Origin of the sequence: Mycobacterium europaeum (genome assembly GCF_002102155.1) — a bacterium.
GTDB lineage: Bacteria > Actinomycetota > Actinomycetes > Mycobacteriales > Mycobacteriaceae > Mycobacterium > Mycobacterium europaeum.
This window is the reverse complement of the sequence record NZ_LQOU01000016.1, coordinates 112,561-129,836: the sequence shown is the minus strand read 5'-3', so window position 1 is coordinate 129,836 and position 17,276 is coordinate 112,561. Positions and strand designations below refer to the sequence as shown.

Annotated in this window: 19 protein-coding genes and 1 pseudogene; 10 read left to right on the top strand and 10 right to left on the bottom strand. The window is 69.8% G+C overall.

The features are described 5' to 3' along the window. Positions 1-27 precede the first annotated feature (27 nt). Both macS and AWC03_RS08715 read left to right on the top strand, forming a co-directional pair. Entirely contained in the window at positions 28-1,188 is a 1,161-nt protein-coding gene (gene macS, locus AWC03_RS08720) for a MacS family sensor histidine kinase (RefSeq protein ID WP_085240102.1), read from the top strand. Next, entirely contained in the window at positions 1,178-1,843 is a 666-nt protein-coding gene (locus AWC03_RS08715; protein WP_085240101.1) for a response regulator, read from the top strand. The genes macS and AWC03_RS08715 overlap by 11 nt, the downstream gene beginning before the upstream one ends. Before the next feature lie 48 nt (positions 1,844-1,891). Here the strand turns inward: AWC03_RS08715 and AWC03_RS08710 are convergent, their stop codons facing one another. The 4 genes from AWC03_RS08710 to AWC03_RS08695 form a co-directional block, all read right to left on the bottom strand. Then, positions 1,892-3,208: an acyltransferase family protein gene (locus AWC03_RS08710; protein WP_085240100.1), complete on the bottom strand. Its 1,317-nt coding sequence runs from the start codon at positions 3,206-3,208 to the stop codon at positions 1,892-1,894. A gap of 159 nt (positions 3,209-3,367) precedes the next feature. Then, positions 3,368-3,658 carry a YiaA/YiaB family inner membrane protein gene (locus tag AWC03_RS08705; RefSeq protein WP_085240099.1) on the bottom strand — a complete coding sequence of 97 codons (291 nt, stop codon included), beginning with the start codon at positions 3,656-3,658 and terminating at the stop codon, positions 3,368-3,370. Between the two features lie 136 nt (positions 3,659-3,794). Next, positions 3,795-4,598: an IclR family transcriptional regulator gene (locus AWC03_RS08700; protein WP_085240098.1), complete on the bottom strand. Its 804-nt coding sequence runs from the start codon at positions 4,596-4,598 to the stop codon at positions 3,795-3,797. A 41-nt stretch (positions 4,599-4,639) separates the two neighbouring features. Continuing rightward, on the bottom strand, positions 4,640-5,731 hold the full coding sequence (locus tag AWC03_RS08695; RefSeq protein ID WP_085240097.1) for a permease: 1,092 nt from the start codon (positions 5,729-5,731) through the stop codon (positions 4,640-4,642). A 97-nt stretch (positions 5,732-5,828) separates the two neighbouring features. Between AWC03_RS08695 and AWC03_RS08690 the strand changes: the two genes are divergently transcribed. Together AWC03_RS08690 and AWC03_RS08685 are read left to right on the top strand one after the other, a co-directional pair. Continuing rightward, positions 5,829-6,647 (top strand): SGNH/GDSL hydrolase family protein, encoded by an 819-nt coding sequence (locus AWC03_RS08690; protein WP_208859493.1) that lies wholly within the window; start codon positions 5,829-5,831, stop codon positions 6,645-6,647. Between the two features lie 36 nt (positions 6,648-6,683). Next, positions 6,684-7,349 carry a DedA family protein gene (locus tag AWC03_RS08685; RefSeq protein WP_085240096.1) on the top strand — a complete coding sequence of 222 codons (666 nt, stop codon included), beginning with the start codon at positions 6,684-6,686 and terminating at the stop codon, positions 7,347-7,349. Between the two features lie 10 nt (positions 7,350-7,359). Here AWC03_RS08685 and AWC03_RS08680 read toward each other — a convergent pair whose 3' ends face one another. Further along, complete coding sequence (locus AWC03_RS08680; RefSeq protein WP_085240095.1) at positions 7,360-7,980, bottom strand: TetR/AcrR family transcriptional regulator; 621 nt, start codon at positions 7,978-7,980, stop codon at positions 7,360-7,362. Between the two features lie 155 nt (positions 7,981-8,135). On the opposite strand from AWC03_RS08680, the gene AWC03_RS08675 reads away from it, so the two are divergent. Both AWC03_RS08675 and AWC03_RS08670 read left to right on the top strand, forming a co-directional pair. Beyond that, on the top strand, positions 8,136-8,573 hold the full coding sequence (locus AWC03_RS08675) for an anti-sigma factor antagonist (protein ID WP_208859458.1): 438 nt from the start codon (positions 8,136-8,138) through the stop codon (positions 8,571-8,573). Positions 8,574-8,746: 173 nt separating this feature from the next. Next, on the top strand, positions 8,747-8,962 hold the full coding sequence (locus tag AWC03_RS08670; protein ID WP_420845653.1) for a hypothetical protein: 216 nt from the start codon (positions 8,747-8,749) through the stop codon (positions 8,960-8,962). Between the two features lie 66 nt (positions 8,963-9,028). Here AWC03_RS08670 and AWC03_RS08665 read toward each other — a convergent pair whose 3' ends face one another. The 3 genes from AWC03_RS08665 to AWC03_RS08655 all read right to left on the bottom strand — a co-directional run bounded on the left by AWC03_RS08665 (position 9,029) and on the right by AWC03_RS08655 (position 11,617). Beyond that, positions 9,029-9,814: a sulfite exporter TauE/SafE family protein gene (locus AWC03_RS08665; RefSeq protein ID WP_085240093.1), complete on the bottom strand. Its 786-nt coding sequence runs from the start codon at positions 9,812-9,814 to the stop codon at positions 9,029-9,031. Between the two features lie 64 nt (positions 9,815-9,878). Next, positions 9,879-10,811, bottom strand: coding sequence for a catalase family peroxidase (locus AWC03_RS08660; RefSeq protein ID WP_085240092.1), 933 nt, complete (start codon positions 10,809-10,811; stop codon positions 9,879-9,881). A 17-nt stretch (positions 10,812-10,828) separates the two neighbouring features. Continuing rightward, positions 10,829-11,617: an SDR family NAD(P)-dependent oxidoreductase gene (locus AWC03_RS08655; protein ID WP_085240091.1), complete on the bottom strand. Its 789-nt coding sequence runs from the start codon at positions 11,615-11,617 to the stop codon at positions 10,829-10,831. A gap of 347 nt (positions 11,618-11,964) precedes the next feature. Here AWC03_RS08655 and AWC03_RS08650 point away from each other — a divergent pair, with 347 nt between their 5' ends. From AWC03_RS08650 to AWC03_RS08640, 3 genes are all read left to right on the top strand, one after another. After that, positions 11,965-12,438 (top strand): hypothetical protein, encoded by a 474-nt coding sequence (locus AWC03_RS08650; protein ID WP_085240172.1) that lies wholly within the window; start codon positions 11,965-11,967, stop codon positions 12,436-12,438. Positions 12,439-12,585: 147 nt separating this feature from the next. After that, the gene (locus AWC03_RS08645; RefSeq protein WP_085240090.1) at positions 12,586-14,145 is read left to right on the top strand and encodes a long-chain-fatty-acid--CoA ligase; all 1,560 of its coding nucleotides are present in this window, start codon (positions 12,586-12,588) and stop codon (positions 14,143-14,145) included. Positions 14,146-14,153: 8 nt separating this feature from the next. Next, entirely contained in the window at positions 14,154-14,933 is a 780-nt protein-coding gene (locus AWC03_RS08640) for an MBL fold metallo-hydrolase (RefSeq protein WP_085240171.1), read from the top strand. On the opposite strand, the gene AWC03_RS08635 is transcribed toward AWC03_RS08640, so the two are convergent. Continuing rightward, a complete protein-coding gene (locus AWC03_RS08635) occupies positions 14,934-15,773 on the bottom strand; it encodes an enoyl-CoA hydratase/isomerase family protein (RefSeq protein WP_085240089.1) in 840 nt (279 codons plus the stop codon). Between the two features lie 56 nt (positions 15,774-15,829). Continuing rightward, positions 15,830-16,124 (bottom strand): annotated as a pseudogene (locus AWC03_RS28205) (hypothetical protein). 146 nt (positions 16,125-16,270) lie between these two features. Between AWC03_RS28205 and AWC03_RS08625 the strand changes: the two are divergent. Next, complete coding sequence (locus tag AWC03_RS08625) at positions 16,271-17,251, top strand: Acg family FMN-binding oxidoreductase (RefSeq protein ID WP_085240088.1); 981 nt, start codon at positions 16,271-16,273, stop codon at positions 17,249-17,251. Positions 17,252-17,276 lie beyond the last annotated feature (25 nt).

Genomic DNA, 17,276 nt, shown 5'->3' with positions numbered 1-17,276 from the left:
TTCCCTCCCGCAATCCGGCCCACACTTATGCTGACCTCGATGGCGAAAAGCGACCCCGATCCGACCACGCCGTTATGGCGTGCGGCGCAGGTGTTCAGGCTGCTGAGCTGCGTCTACGCCACCGGCTTTCAGATCGCCATCAACCCGGATCTGCGTCGGCCCGCGCTGGGCTGGGCGCTGTTCGCGGTGCTCATCGGCTGGAGCGCGGCGTGCGCGCTGGCGTACCTGCGCGGGTTCGGCCGCCGACCGGCGTGGGTGCTCGCCGAGATCGTGATCGCCGTGCTGCTGATGGCGTCGAACACCATCGTCACCACCCCACACTGGGCGTCCGAGAACCAGACCTGGCCGACCACGCTGTGGGCCAGCAACCCGACCATCTCGGCCGCCATCCTGTTCGGTCCCGCCGGCGGCATGCTCACGGGCCTGGTGGTGATGGCCACCAATTTCGGGGTCAAGAACTATTTCGCCCTCAACCTGGGGCACAACGCCACCGTCATCATCGAGCTGGCGATCGGCATGGCGATCGGCATGGCCGCCCAAACCGCGCGGCGCGCCCACGACGAACTCCAGCGGGCGGCCCGGTTGACGGCCGCGGTGCAGGAACGGGAACGCCTGTCCCGCCAAGTCCATGACGGTGCCATCCAGGTGCTGGCGCTGGTGGCCAAGAAGGGCCACGAAATCGGCGGCGCCACCGCGGAACTCGCCGAACTGGCCAGCGAGCAGGAACGCGCGCTGCGGCGGTGGCTGGCCGCCACGGACGTCGACCAGGACACCGACGGCGCCACCATCGACCTGCGCACCCTGCTGCGCAGCCGGGAATCCGACCTGGTGTCGCTGAGCCTGCCCGCCACGCCGGTGCCCTTGGGTCGCCGGGTGGGCACCGAACTGAACGCGGCGGTGGGCAATGCGCTGGACAACGTGGCCGCGCATGCCGGCCCCGGCGCGCACGCGTTCGTGCTCGTCGAAGACCTGGGCGATTCCGTGGTGGTCAGCATCCGCGACGACGGTGTGGGAATCGCCGCCGGCCGGCTCGAGGAGGCCGCCGGCCAGGGGCGCCTCGGCATCTCCCAATCGATCGTGGGGCGGCTGGCTTCGCTGGGCGGCACGGCCCGCCTGCGCAGCGAGCCCGGAGAAGGCACCGAGTGGGAGTTGTGCCTGCCACGCGGAAAGGCACACCATGGCCGGTGACACCCCCACGACGACGGTGATGGTCGTCGACGACCATCCCATCTGGCGCGATGCCGTCGCCCGCGACCTGGCCGAAGACGGCTTCACCGTGGTCGCCACCGCCGACAGTGTCGCCGCCGCCCGGCGGCGGGCGGCCGTGGTCAAGCCAGACGTGGTGGTGATGGATATGCAGTTGCCCGACGGCGACGGCGCGGAAGCGACCGCGGGGGTGCTCGCGGTCTCCCCGTCGTCGCGGGTGCTGGTGCTCTCGGCCTCCGACGAGCGAGACGATGTGCTGGAAGCCGTGAAGGCCGGCGCCACTGGCTATCTGGTCAAGAGCGCCTCCAAATCGGAACTGGCGCAGGCCGTGACGGCGACAGCTGAGGGCCGCGCCGTGTTCACCCCGAGCCTGGCCGGGCTGGTGTTGGGGGAATATCGGCGTATCGCACAGGGCAACGACGACGGTCCCGCCCGGCCCAGCCTCACCGAACGCGAGACCGAGGTGTTGCGGTATGTGGCAAAGGGGCTGTCCGCCAAGCAGATTGCGCAGAGACTGTCCCTGAGCCACCGCACGGTCGAGAATCACGTGCAGGCGACCTTCCGCAAACTCCAGGTCGGCAACCGGGTGGAGCTGGCCCGCTACGCCATCGAGCACGGCCTCGACGAAGAACCGTGACCCGCGGGGCGGCCGGCCGACCGCCCCGCGGGTCAACGAAGCCTCCACCTACGAGCGCGCCGTGGTGAGGTGCTTTGCCGGCGCGGCGGCCAGCACCCGGGCGCCGACCAGCGCGGTCACCATCACGGCCATGCACACCAGGCCGTCGTCTTTGAGCCCCCACCTGATCGCGGCGAGGATGGCCACGCCCGCCACGCACAGCAGGGCACCGATGGCCGCTCCGCGCCCGCGCGAGGTCACCGTGGGGGCGCCGTCCCAGCCGGCCAGCGGGTTGTTCTCCAACGGCCGCAGCGCGACGAAGAGCGCTGCGACGGCGACGACCACGACGAGCAGCTGCGCAAGGCTGACGGCGAGGAAGTCCTGCGCGCCCGGATAGCGTGGGCAGCCGAGGTAGTCGAAGGCCAGGTGCACGCCCAGCAGCACGGGCATGTGCCACAGGTACAGGGTCATGGCCCCGGAGTTGCCGATCGCGGTCCACCACCACACCCGCGGTCGCCGGGCCCAGCGTGCGATCGCCGGCGCGGCGGCGATCGCCAAGGCGCTCAGGATGATTGCGTGCCCGGCCAGCAGCAGCGACGGCGGGCTGGTGTTGGAGAGCTGGTGATCACCGGTGCCGACCATGCTGATCTGGTACGGGCCCCAGTGCACCAGGGCGACGTCGACGGCGAAGAAGGCGGCCGCGACCGCCAGCGCGGCGCGCCCGGTGAGCAGCCGGCGGCGGTAGGCGACGCCGAACATGGCGGGGATGAGCCAGACGGCCAGGTTGAGGTAGCCCAGGGGCATCATGGCCGGCCAGTGCAACCGGACGGCGTCGATCGCCGCGATGGCCCCGTAGACACCGGCCACGGCGGCGGCGAGACGCCCCGCGGTGGTGATGCGGTACAGCACCGGCATGGCGGCCAGCACCAGCACGTAGGCGCCCAGGAACCACAGCAGCTGCGTGCTGACGCCGGCCACCGGCTCGTAGATATGTTGTGGCAAAGCGTGATACAGCATCGTCAGCGCCACCGCCCAGAACGCCAGGTAGTAGAACACGGGCCGGAACAATCGCGTGCAGCGTTTCATCAGCCAGTCACCCCAGTTGGTGCCGACGGACCACGAGGACAGGCAGGCCGCGGCACCGGCGAAGAAGAACAGGGGCATGATCTGCAGGATCCAGGTCGCCGCCTGGAACACCGCCGAGGTGGTCAGCAGGTTGTCCCAGATCAGGACGTGGTTGCGGATGACGCTGATGGCCATCACGGTGTGGCCGAGCACGACACCGATCAGCGACGTGATGCGGATGACGTCCAGGACACGATCGCGGTCAGCCGGAGTGGCCGCCGCGACTTGGGCGACGTCCGGGAATCTGGTGAGAGCTGCCATGGGAATGTTCCGATCCTCTCGGGAAACCTATTGTCGAAGCAGGGAATTGGGCGGCGCTGCGGCCCGGAGGTGCTGTGGCGGATGCCATGGATGAAGCATCGCCGACCGCGCGGGGCCGGCACCCGCGCAGTTCTACGCGTCGGGCCTGCGTAGTACTACTCAGTTCGCGGCATTGAGCGGGTCGTAGTCGGCCAGCAGTTTCTCGATCCGGGCCTCGTCGAGTCGCACGCGCACCGTGGCGGCTTCCTGCTGGTCGCGAATCACCTTGGCCAACGTGAACGCGCTCGACACCAAGAACAGGAACGTGATGCCGAGGAAGGATCGCTGCCACAGGTCGAGCGGGAGCAGGTAGATGCCGCCCAGCGCGGTCACGAAGCTGATCGCGAACGCGACAGCCGCTTGAACGAAGAAGGCAGCGGTGGTTTTGGACATGCTATCGGGAACGGTCATGCCAATCAGCCTGCGGCAGGCCGCTACTCGCCGGAATCCGTAAGACTACTCAATTGCGGTGTGCGCCGAACGAAACCCACGGTGGCCGGCCGACTGCGACCGGAAGGCCGCGCGGACGCGGCATCGCTCGGGCACCTCAGCCCAGCTGATCACCAATGTCCTTGGCGGCCTTGACAAGTGCGGCCGCCACCGCGCCATACCCGGAAATGTCCAGCCGGTTTTGGGGCGCGGCGGCGTTGAGCGCGAGCCGCAAACCCGGGGCCCGTGTGGGTATGGGGACCGCGACCGAGGCCACGCCCTCCTCGCTCTCCTCGCGATTGATCGCGTACCCGCGCTCGCGGATGGCGGCGAGCTCGGCCTCCAGCTCGGTGCGGGTACCGATCGAGGACGGCGTGATGCGTTCCAGCCGCTCGTGCGGCAGCAGCTGGCGCAGCTCCGGTTCGGGCAGCTGCGCCAGCATGACCTTGCCCGTCGAAGTGCAGTGCGCGGGCAGGGTGCGGCCCAACCGGGACGCCACCCGCACCGCCGCCGGGCCCTCCACCGCGGCGACAAAGCGGACGCCGGCGCCGTCGAGCATCCCGACGTGAACGGTTTCGCGCAGCTGTTCGCTCAGGCGTCGCATGATCGGCATGGCGGTCCGCTGGATGTCGACGCGGCCGAAGATCGCGAACGCCACCCCGGTCAACGACGGCCCCGGCAGATAGGCCTTTGACACCGGGTCTTGCCGGACGAACCCGCGGTAGGCCAGCATCGCCAGCAGCCGGTGCGCGGTGGACGACGCCACGCCGAGGTAGCGGGTCGCCTCGCTCAACCGGATCTCGGGTCGTTCGCCCAACAGCAGCAACAGCTTGAGGGCGTTGTCGACGGACTCGATCGGGTACTGGGGCGCAAGCGAGTCGGCGGCGGGCACCTCGGCGTCCCGGTCACGCTTCCTCGGCATGACAGTGAACGTACCCAAGGACCACCCGCGCGGGTTGCGACTCACAGCAAGCTGAGGACGCCCGCCCCGAGCAGTCCCGCCGCGATCACCACGGCCGTCGTGGTTGCGACGGCCCGCCAGCCGAAGCTGCGGGCGACCATGGCGGCACCCGGAGCGCTCACCGCAGGGAGGGTGATCAGCAGCGCGCCGATCGTCCCCGACGACGCGCCCAGCAGGGCCAGCCCCTGCAGGATCGGAATCTCCCCCGCCGTCGGGATGACCATCAGCGTCCCGGCGACCGCGACGACCAGCACCAGCACAAGGCCCGGGAGCAGTCCGTGGTGCGCCGGCTGGCCCAAGCTGAGCAGCCAGCCCCGCAGCGCCCCCGCGAGCAGCACCAGCACGGCGTACTCGGGCAGCAGGAACAGGCACAGAGACAGCAGGGCCCGCACGAACCTGCGCGCCCGCCCCGCGGGCTCGTCGTCGTCAGCCGCCGCGAGCGTTCCCGCCGGGATGGGCTCACCGCCGGACCTGCGCGAGACCCATCCCACCGAAGCCGCGACGCCGAGCACCGTGGCGACCCCGACGACCATCCTGGTCAGCGTCCATTGCCAGGGCGCGACGAAGAACAGGAACACCAGCACCGCCGGGTTGAGCAACGGGTTCGCCAGCCAGTAGGCGACGGCCGCCGCGGGCGTGATGCCGTTGCGCCGCAAGGTGACGGCGACCGGCGCGGTGCAACACGCGCACATCATCGACGGCATGCCCGCAAGCCCGGCGGCCAGCCCGCTGGAGACCGCCCCTCGACGGTTCAACGCGCGCGGCAGCCATGACCGGGGCAGCAACGCCTGCACCGAGGCGCTGATCAGCAGCGCCACGATCAGCGCCGGCCAGATCGACGACACGTATGCGTGGAAGAACGTCGCGGCGGCGTGCCAAGTCGGGCGGTCCCCGGCGTGCACGCCACCTGCGGTGAGGATGCTCGATCCGGACCAGTGGCGGCTCCGGTGAGCGGCGGCGGCCTTCGCCGCGTAGGGCGCCCACTTGGCCCACAGCAACCCCGCCGCGGACACGGCCAGGGCGACGAAGACACCGAACGCGACGCTCGCCCGACGACCGATGCGAATCCCGTTGCCCTTCAAAGGCATAGCCATGCTCAACGACGCTAGTCCACCGGCCGCGGTTCTGAGCAGGAGAGTGGGTGGCCATGCTTCCCACACCGGGGCGGCGATGGCTATTATTCTCGGCTTCGTGCGCGGGGCTATTCCGTTCGGGTATCGCCGTTACGTCGCCATCGGGGACAGCCAGACCGAGGGCCTGTGGGACGGCGACGACGTCGTGGGCCTCCTGGGATTCGCCGACCGGCTCGCCGTCATGCTCGATTCGCTCTATCCGGGCCTGCACTACGCCAACCTGGCGATCCGCGGCAAGCGGATCGCCGACGTCCTGTACGAGCAGGTCCCGCAGGCGCTGGCGATGCGGCCGGACCTGATCACCGTGTGCGCCGGGATGAACGACGTCATTCAGCCGGGCCGCTCGTTCGGCCCCGCCCTGGCCGACCTGGAGTACGTCTACGCCGCGCTGGCCAGGTCCGGCGCGACGGTGGTGACGACGACCTTCCCGAACGTTGCGCAGTTCCTCCCGCTCGGGCGGCTGGTGTCGGGGCGTCTGGCCCGCATCAACGCCGCGATCACGGCGGCCGCCGACCGCTACGGGTTCGGGCTGGTCGACCTGTACAACGCGCCGTCGATGCGCGAGCTGGACACCTGGGCCGTCGACCGGGTGCACGCCTCCAGCAAGGGGCACATGCTGTTCGCCGCCGCGGCCGCCGAGGCCCTGAATCTTCCTGGGAGCAACCACGATTGGGCCCACGCCAGCGCCGGCGCCAGGAGGCGGTCGCTCAGTAGCGGCGCTTACGAGCAGCTGCGGTGGACGCAGGACAGCTTCTTCCCGTGGATCTGGCGGCGGCTGCGCGGCATGTCCTCGGCCGACGGCCGGGAACCCAAACGCCCGCGACTGGAGAGCCTCAGCGCGCCGAGCAGGCCGGCCGGCGCGAACCGGAGGGTTTAGGGCGCGTTCCGCCGGGCGGTCAGGCATCCTGGACGCATGGATGTGGAGGTTTTGCTGCACGCGATCCCGCCGCTCGCGGTCTACCTGGTGGTCGGCGGTGTGGTCGGGCTGGAGAGCCTGGGCATCCCCCTCCCCGGAGAGATCATTCTGGTCAGCGCCGCGCTGATGTCGTCGCACGACGACCTGCCGGTCAACCCCGTCGGTGTCGGGGTCGCGGCGGTGATCGGCGCCGTCATCGGCGACTCGATCGGCTACGCGATCGGTCGCCGGTTCGGCATGCCGCTCTTCGACCGCCTGGGCCGGCGGTTCCCCAAACATTTCGGTCCCGGACACGTCGCGTTGGCCGAAAAGTTGTTCAACCGCTGGGGAGTTCGGGCGGTCTTCTTCGGCCGCTTCATCGCGCTGCTGCGGATCTTCGCCGGGCCGCTGGCCGGAGCGTTGAAGATGCATTACCCGCGCTTCCTGGTGGCCAACGTCTCGGGCGCCATCTGCTGGGCCGGCGGCACCACCGCACTGGTGTATTTCGCCGGGATGGCCGCGGAGCGCTGGATGGAGCGGTTCTCCTGGATCGCGCTCGTCATCGCCATCGTCTTCGGTCTGATCGCCGCCTTCGCACTGCGCGAGCGCACGTCGCGGGCCATCGCCGAACTCGAGGCCGAGCACTACCGCAAGGCCGGCAGCACCGCGGCCGACGCCGCGTGACCGCCGGCGGCTAGCTTGCCGCCTCGCCGACGTCCTCCGGCGCGACCGGCCGGTGCTCTTCGATCAGTGCGACGGCCATCCTGCGGGCGCGCAACGCCGCATCCGAATCACCCACGGCCGCCAGCACGATGGCGCCCTTCATGAGGATGTGCCACGACGAGGCGAAGTCCTCGACGTCGGCCAGCCCCGCCGCGACGGCGCGGTGACGCAGGATGTCGCGGACGTGCTCGATGTGGGTGATGCAGGCCTGTCCGGCGGGGGATTCGGGTCCGAGCTCGAGCAGCACGTTGATGAACGAGCAGCCTTCGTAGCCGTCGCGCAGCTGGATCCACTCGTGCATGACGTCGAAGATCGCCAGCAACTGTTCCTCGGGCGTCTCGCCGCGCTGCCGGGACTGTTCGTCGATCAGCCCGTGCGTCCACAATTCCTCGCGCCGCTGCAGCACGGCCAGCACCAGGTCGTTCTTGGTGGCGAAGTGGCGGTACAGCGTGGCCTTTGCGACCCCGGCCCGCTCGATCACTTCTTCGGTGCCGACAGCACGGACCCCGCGCCGGCTGAACAGGTCATACGCCGAGGTCAAGATGCGCTCGCGAGCCGACGCGGCGGGCCTTCCGAGGTCGGAAGCTGTCATAACAACCCACAACATACTCTTAGCCGGGACAGGTAGACAGACCGACCTGTCTTGTTATAGAAATGAGATTCGCACTTTCGCGAAGAGTCTGTCTTCAGAGGGCAGGACGGGCATCCATCGCAGCGTCGTAGACGCCGGTCGATTAGGAGTCCACGATGTGCTCGGCCATTGCAGAACCTATGACAACTACCCACTTGATGCTGAGCACGAAGCTGGTGTACGAGCTGGGCGATCCGAACAGCACGCTGCGCGCGACGGCCGATCGCAGCGGCCCGGCGGTGCTGGTCTACGCGGGCGGGGAGATCGACGCCTGCAATGAGCACACCTGGCGCCAGCTGGTCTCCGAGGTGGCCGGCATCGTCATCGCTCCCGGCCCCCTGGTGATCGACGTGACCGGCCTCGAGTTCATGGGCTGCTGCGCCTTCGCGGTGCTGACCGACGAGGCGAAGCGCTGCAAGGAGCGCGGCATCGAATTGCGGCTGGTGAGCTGCGAGCCGATCGTCGCCCGCATCGTCGACGCGTGCGGCCTGTCCGGGCTGCTGCCGATCTACCCGACGGCCGATTCCGCCCTGGCGTCCGCGGCCCGTTGGTGACGGGGCGGCCCGGCCGCTGATCGCCGTCCCCCGGCCGGATGAGCGACCCGCCCACCTTCGGCGCGAAGGAGGAATTCCTCTTCGTCGACCCGCGCACCGGTGAACCGGCTCCGCGAAACTGGAGCTGAGCAGCTGCCAGATGGAAACGACTTCCAGCGTCGTGGCGACCAGCTTTGGGCTCGGCGAGGGACTGGCGCGGAGCGGTGCCGGCGCGCGAGCAGCTGGGCGCGCTGGTGCGGCGGGCGCGGCCGGCGCTGGAGTCGCTCGGTGAATATGACCGCGTCGCAGCCGAACTCGACCGCGTCGCAGCCGAACTCGACCGCGTCGCCGAGCAGGGCAACACGGGGCGATGCGCCAGCTGCGGGCGTGGCGCAGGCGGGGTGGCGTGATGGACGTGATCGAGGAGGCGGCCGCCGCCACGCTGAGCTGAATCCTTTGGGCCCCAGCCTTTTCCGTCACGCGATGGCGACCAGTCGATATAACCCGATCAGGCCCACCACCACGATGGTGGCGCGCAGCGCGTTGCCCGATAACCGGCGCCCGTAGCGGGCCCCGACCACTCCCCCGACCAGCGAGCCGGCCGCGATCAGCCCCGCGGCCGGCCAGCTGATCCGGTCGAAGGCCACCCACGTATAGGCCACCGCCGCAACCACATTCACCACCAGTGTCATGAGGTTCTTGGCAGCGTTCATCCGCTGCACCGATTCCGGCAGCAGCGCACCCATCACGCCGACCAGCAGGATGCCCTGCGCCGCGGTGAAGTAGCCGCCGTAGACGCCCACGGCGAACGTGCCGAGCACCAGGACGGCCATCCGGGCGGGCGTGACGTGCTCGGCCGAACGGCCCGCCGCCTCGGCCCGCCGGCTCGTCCAGGCCTGGATCCGCGGCCCGGCGACCACCAGCGTCAGCGCCAGGACCAACAGCACCGGCACCACCTCGGCGAAGACCTTTTCCGGCAGATGCAGCAGCAGGAACGCGCCCAGCACCGCGCCGGCCAGTGACGTCGGGATCTGCCAGCGCAGCCGGTCCCACTGGCCACGCAACTCGGCGCGGTAACCCCAGGTGCCCGACACGCTGCCGGCGACCAGACCGATCGCGTTGGACATGGTGGCCGTGACCGGCGGGAAGCCGAGGGCGACCAGCGTGGGGAACGTGATCAGGGTGCCGGACCCGACGAGCGCGTTGATGGCGCCGGCGCCGAACCCGGCCAAACAGATCAGAAGCATGTGGGAAGGCGACACTGAAGAAAAACCCTAGCCTGCCGCCGGTTTCGGCTCGCGGGCGACCGGCGGGGCGAGGTTGTCGTCAGGCGGGTGGCGCTTGGGCCCCGCGGTCGACGCCGGTGCGGAGCTTCACCGACGCCGAATACGCGAGCGTGCGGAAGCGCAGGACCGGATCGTCGGAGGGCTCGATGCCGTCGGTCACCCGCATCGGGTCGAACACCACGATGTCGCCGCCATGCTCGCGCTCGGTCTCCAGGCCGGTGATCTCCAGGGTGCCGACGGTCGCGATCTGCGTGCTCTGCCAGGGCGCCGACGGGTCGACCGTCGAGTCGGTGGGCCCGCCGATCTGCACCCGATAGTTGAATCGCACCGGCCCGCCCTGCAGGCGCGCGTTCAGCTCGTCGGTGAGAAAGTCCGGACCCTCGCTCCGGGCGGCCGACGCCGACAGGTAGTTCTCGGTGGCGGCCGGAACCATGTGGTAGCGAACGAATCTGGCGCTGCCGTCGGCGGCGACCCAGCGGAACGCGTGCAAGCCGTGGTACTCGGTGGTGGCATAGCTGGCCGGGATCCTGTTCGCGTCCCGCAGCACCGGCAGCGCGCCGAGCAGCCGGGGATGGGTCAGCAAGTGGGTGGCCATGCGCAGCGGTGTGGTCAGGCCGGGCCGCATCGCCTTGAGCAGATCGACGAATCCGTCCGGTGTGCTCGAGGCGAACAGTCGCGCGGTCTGGGTGGACACGTCGGTGGTGGAGCCGTCGGGCAGCGTGAACTTCACCGCCATGCCGCGGATCCCCGGCACGTTGTCGCGCTGCTTGGGGTTGCCGGCGCCGTTGGAGAAGCGAATCAGCGCCGGGATCGTCGAACCGTCGAGATGCTTTGCGCGCGTGAGCATCACCGCATCAGGTGTCGCGGTGAACGTGCCGCGGTAGAGCGTGCCCTTGGCGTGCAGCGCGCGGCAGCCCGGCTGCGCACCGCCGGTGCCCCGAATCGCCTCGATCGCCTCGTCGGGAGTGACCATGCGCGAATCTTAAGGCGCTAGGAGGGAAAGCCGAAGAGTTTGACGACACCGTGGTCGCGGCCGGCGGTGTAGCCGCCGTCGACGGCGATGGCCTGGCCGCTGACGAAGGAGGCGTCGGGCGACAGCAGGAACGCCGCCATGGCCGCGACCTCCTCCGGCCGGCCCAGCCGCTGCAGGGCGTGCTCGGCGGTGATTGATTGCAGCGGGCCCTCCATGCCGGGGAGGCCGAAGACGTTCTGGGCCATCGGCGTGTCGATGAAGCCGGGACAGATGGCGTTGGCCCGGATGCCGCTGGGCCCGTAGTCGAGCGCGATGTTCTTGGTGAGCAGCACGACGCCGCCCTTGGCCGCGTTGTACGAGCTGCCGCCCGCCGTGCCCTCCAGGCCCTCGACGCTGGCGACGGTCACCAGCGAACCGCGTTCGCCGTCCACCCGGGGTTGCTCGATCATCCGCGCCAGCGCCGCCTTGGCGACCAGGAACGTGCCGGTGAGGTTGGTTTCGATCACCCGCTGCCATTCGGCCCGGTCGAGCAGATGGACCGGGCCTCCCCCGGCGACGCCGGCCGCGTGCAGGACGCCGTCGAGGCGATCGGGCACGGCGGCCAGCACCGCGGCGACCGCGGCCTCGTCGGTCACGTCCGCGGTCACGAACTCGAACCCGGGCCCGAGGTCGAGCGGGTCGGCCAGGTCGGCGCCGACGACCGTGCCCCCCTCGGCCAACAGGCGCCTCGCGGTCGCCAGGCCGATTCCGGATGCGGCGCCCGTCACGACGAACGTGCGTGAGCGGGCACGGTCAGGGTTCACCACTCTTGGTCCCCTCTGCTGAAGGATCGTGTCAGGCCGCAGACATGTTGACACACCGCACCGCTCGCACGTGGGCAAACTCTGCGGTGGCGCCGGAGACGGTCGGTTTGATAGCAGAGAGCTATCGGCAAATAGCGGCCCGGTCTTGAACAGCGCCCGTCCGCGGGGACATGGTGAAAACTAGCGGGCGCATCACCCCCTTCGCCCAGGGCCGGATTAGGAGCCAACACATGTTTACGTCGACACCCGAGCCGCTACGTCCGCGGCGGGTCGCCCCCGTCGCGGTGATCGTGGCCACCGCCGTCGCGGCGGCCATCGTCGTGATCGGAACCACCACCTCGCCGCCCTCGGTGCGGCTCACCTCGGGCGAGCCGATCGCCATCGCCCAGGGCGTCTCGATCGTTCCCGCGCCCGGCTGGACACTCGGCCACCGCGGGCCGAATTGGGTGGCGCTCAGCAACGCCGACCGCAGCGCGCAGATGCGGGTCACCGTCAAACCGGCCGGCGGAACGGATGTGGTGGCCGTCCTGCAAGCGGACAAAGATCAGTTCGCCAGCACCGCATCGGCCGTCCTGGGCAACGTGCGGGAAGTCAGCGAGCCGCGCACCAGGACGCTGCCGGGGCCGAAGTTCCAGCAGGAGGCCTCCATCGACTACACCGCCGACGTGCTGGCACCCGAGGGCGCGATCCCCGTCATCGGCACCTTCACCGAACTGCTGAACACCTCGACTCAGCAGTCGGCGTTCGTCGATTACCGTCAGGACAACAACGCGACCCCCCAAGCCGCAGGCGATGGCGGCATGATGATCCGGTCGATGGAATGAGCGCGCTGCGGCTCGGCTTTGCGTGGGTATCCAGGGCTTTGCGTGTGAGTCCACGGAGGGAAAATCGCCTAGCTCCCACCCTCAGTGCACACTCAACGCCCCCAGTGCACACTCAAGAGGAACGAACTCACCTACCTGGGGGAATCAATGCCACCAGCCGACACCGCGGCGAACACGACCGAGACACTGGCCGGGTTCGTCGATCGGCACGCACAGCAGCGGCCCGACGCCGTGGCCATTCGCTACGGCGAACAGCAGTGGTCCTGGGCTGACTGGGCCGCGCGGATCCGCCGCGTGGCCGGCGCGCTGCGCGCCGCCGGGGTCCAGCGGGGGCAGTGCGTGGCGTTCCTGGACAAGAACCACCCCGCCTGCCTCGAGGTCCTCTTCGCCGCCGCGTCGATCGGGGCGGTGACCACCATCGTCAACTGGCGCGTCATCGGCGACGAACTCGTGCACGTGCTCGACGACAGCGGGGCGCGGCTGCTCTTCGTCGGCGCCGAGCTGCAGTCGGCGGCCGAGGCGGCCGCCGCACGGGTGCCGGGCGTGCAGCGCATCGTCGCGGTGGGTGACGAGTACGAATCCCTGCTCGCCGCGGCGGCGCCCACCGAGGGCGACGCGGGCGTCGACGAGGGCGAGACCGCGCTGGTGATCTACAGCTCCGGCACCACGGGGCGACCCAAGGGCGTGCTGCTGAGCCAGCGCGCGCTGGTCAACCACGCCGCCAACCTGGCGCCCGCCTTCCCGTTCGACGACGGGGACGCCAACCTGGTGGCCATGCCCCTGTTCCATGTCGGCGGAATCGGCTACGCGCTCTTCGGAATTCGCGCGGGGGTGCCGACGATCATGACCCGCGAGCCCGACGCCGCCGCCCTGATCGGCGCGGTGCGGGCCGGCGCGACCCACGCGTTCTTCGTCCCACCGGTGATCGCCCGGTTCCTCGACGCCGGCGAGGCGGCGCATGCCACGGTCGCGGGCTTGCGCTACATCGTGTACGGGGCGGCGCCCATGCCGCTGCCGCTGCTGCACCGGGCGCTGTCCACCTGGCCCGAGACCCGATTCGTTCAGGTGTACGGGCAGACGGAACTGTGCGGCGCGGTCACCGCGCTCAGCGACGCCGATCACCGCGACTCCGCCCGTCCGCACCTGCAGCTGGCAGCCGGAAAGGCGGTGCTGGGCACCGAGATTCGTGTGGTCGATCCCGAAACGGGCGTCGAGGTCGCCGCCGGGGAGCCCGGCGAGATCTGGGTGCGCAGCAACCAGAACATGAGCGGCTATCTGAACCGGCCGGAGGCGACGGCCGAGACGATCACCGGCGACGACTGGGTGCGCACGGGCGACGTGGGGCGCCTGGACGCCGACGGCTACGTCTACATCGAGGACCGGCTCAAGGACATGATCATCACCGGCGGGGAGAACGTGTACGGCCCCGAGGTGGAGAGCGTGCTCATCGAGCATCCCGCCGTCGCCGACGCCGCGGTGATCGGGGTGCCCGACGACTTCTGGGGGGAATCGGTCAAGGCGATCGTGGTGCCCGCGGGTGAGGTCGACGCCAACGACGTCATCGCGTTCTGCCGCCGGCACCTCGCCGGCTACAAATGCCCGCGAACGGTGGAGTTCGTGGAGTCACTGCCCCGTAACGCGAGCGGCAAGATCCTCAAAACCGATCTGCGCCAACCGTATTGGCGCGGCCGGACACGAGCGGTATGACCGCGCCGGTGGACGCGCGCCGGCGCGAATGCGCGATCAGCGTGCTGGGCGGCCCGACCACGGTGGTCGACATCGCGGGCCACCGGCTGGTGATCGATCCGACGTTCGACCCGCCCGGCGTGCACTCCTACCTGACCAAGCTGACCGGCCCCGCGGTGAGCGCCGAGGCGCTGGGCCGGGTGGACGCGGTGTTGATCAGCCACGACCAGCATCCCGACAACCTCGACGACGCCGGCCGCCGGATGGCCCTTGCCGCCCCCTTGGTGCTCACCCACCCTGGGGCCGCGGGCCGGCTGGGCCCGCCGGCGGTGGGGGTGGCGCCCTGGCAGACCTACGAACTGTCCGGATCGCTTGACGTGCAAGCCGTTCCGGCGGTGCATGGCCCGGCCGACGGGCAGCGCGACGAAAGCGGCCACGTCAACTGCGAGGTGACCGGCTTCGTGCTGTCCGGGCCCGGCCTGCCCACCGTCTATCTCAGTGGCGACAACGCCTCGATGGCGGCGGTCAAGGACGTGACCGACCGGGCGGGCGTCATCGACGTCGCGGTGTTGTTCGCGGGGGCGGCCACCGTGCCGGTCAAAGAGCGCGGGCGACCGCTCACCCTGACCGCGGCCCGCGCGGCGGCCGCCGCCGAGATCCTGGGCGCCCGGGTGGTGATCCCGGCCCACGTCGACGGCTGGGCCCACTTCAGCGAGGGCGTCGACGAGTTCGCGGCGGCGTTCGATCGGGCCGGGATCAGCGACCGGCTCCGGGTCGCTCCCCGCGGCGAGTGGCTCGACCTGTGGTGATCACAACCGCCCGTCGACCCGCAGGTCCGGGTGCACCCAGTCGGGCGAGCGGCGCTCCTTGAACGCGCGGAAGCCCTCGCGCGCCTCGGCCTCACTGAGGCTGCTGGTCATGCCGATGCGGTCGTAGAGGCCCAGATAGCTGTCGATACTGGACTTGATGACGCCGCGGGCGCGCGGCGCGGTGCGGCAGCATTGCGCAAGCAGGTCTTTCGCCTCGGCGAGCAGGTCGTCGTGTGCGACCACGCGGGTGACCAGGCCCCAGTCCAGCGCTTCGGCCGCGGTGAGCACCCGTCCGGTGAACATCAGGTCGCGGGTGCGCACCGGCCCGATGACGCGGGTGAGCATCTGGCTGTAATAGGTGTCGGCGTAGCCGCGGAACAGCTCGGGCACGCGGAAGGTCGCCCGCTCGCTGACCACGGCCAGGTCGCTGCACAGCGCGATCTGGAATCCGCCGCCCTGGCACAGTCCGTTGACCGCGGAGACGACGGGTTTCGCGGAGGTGCGGACCGCGTCGAACGGGGTGACGTCCATGCCCAGCGCGCCGCCGAAGGTGATCCAGTTGTCCGTGGCTCCCCCGCCGCCCATGTCGCCGCCGGGCGCGAAGACGTCTCCGGTCCCGGTGAGCAGCAGCCCGGCCAGATCCCTGTCCTCGTTGACACGGCCCACGGCGTAACGGATTCCGAAGTACATCGCGGGCGTCAATGCGTTGCGCGCCTCGGGCCGGTCGATGGTGCACACCGCGATCGATCCCTGGCGCTCGAAGGTCAGATAGGGGGTGCCGAGCCAATCGCCCTCCGGCGGGCGGGGCGTGCTCTGCGATGTCGTCGGTGTCTGCGCCACGGGACTCCTCGTGCGTCGGTCGCTACTGTCGCTCTTACAGTAGCGGCGGCGGCCGGTCAGACATACGGCAGCGTCGCCGTGGCGCTGGTGGCGGATGCGTCGTCGAGCAACGTCGCGAGTGCGCTCTGCAGCGTGGCCGTGGCTTGTGCCACCGGCTTCTCGCAGTATCTGCAGGTCGTCTTGAACTGCGGCTGGTCGTCTTCGTCCGGCCAGAACCGGCGCGGCCCCGCCTGGGCGCCGGGGTCGTAGGCGACCGCCTGATGGGGGGGCGTCCTTGAGCAGCCTGCCCACCGGATGACCCTGCGGGCATTCGAGTTTCAGGATGCCGATGCCCTCTTGGTTTCCTACCATCGCCACCGTCCTTAACGGGATTGGTTGCACACCGATTGTCACCCGCCGGTCCGTCCCGGGGGGTTCATTGCAAAATCTGGAGCACTCGACCGACAAGCGGCTCGGGAAGTGGGATGCTCGGTGTCGGGCGAAGAATTGAGGTCGATATGCCAGCCGCCATGGCGGACACCGAACTCGTTGAGGACGCGGTGCGGTCAGCATGCCGCGCGCCGTCCCTGCATAACAGCCAACCCTGGCTGTGGACGGCCGGCCGCGGTCAGCTGCAGCTCTTTCTCGATTCAAGCCGGGCGATGGTCTTCGACCGGTCCGGCCGGGAGGCGCTGATCAGCTGTGGCGCGGCGCTCGACCACCTTCGAGTGGCGCTCGCCGCAGCGGGGCGGCAAGCCCGGATCTCCCGCCTCCCCGATCCGAAGGATCCCAACCATCTGGCGTCCGTCGACTTCACCTCGGTGGGGAGCGTCACCGACGCCGAACGGCGGCGCGCGGGCGCGATCTGGGCACGCCGAACCGACCGATTGCCATTCATCGCACCGATGAACTTCGAAGCGCTCGAGCAGTCCCTGCGTGGTGCCATCGACAACGATGCCGTGCATCTGGACGTGATGGCCAACGACGTACGCGACAGGCTGGCGCGGGCGTCGTGGATGGCCGAGTCGCTGCGCCTGTATGACACCGCGTACCACAATGAGCTGCATTGGTGGACAACGCCGTTCGAGGGAGCAGAGGGCGTTCCGTACAGCGCTCTGGTCTCGCCGGCCGAGAGCGAGCGCGTCGACATCGCGCGGACGTTCCCGATGACGCATAACCGGGAACGGCGCACCGAAATCCCCGAAGACGAGTCGACAATTGTGATGCTGTCCACCGACGGCGACACTCGACTTGACGCGCTGTTGTCCGGCGAAGCGCTCTCGGCGCTGTTACTGGAATGCACGATGGCGAACCTGGCGACGTGCCCGGTAACTCACGTCACCGAGCTCAAAGTCACGCGCGAGATGATCGCCGAACTCCTGGAAGAGGGCAGGAGGCCGCAGGTTCTGGTGCGGGTGGGCGTGGCACCCCCAGCGGCCGAACCGCCGAGGTTTACGCCCCGTCGACCGCTCAGCGAGGTTTTGCGGTTCGCAGGTTGAACACGGTCCACCCGATCCACTCCGT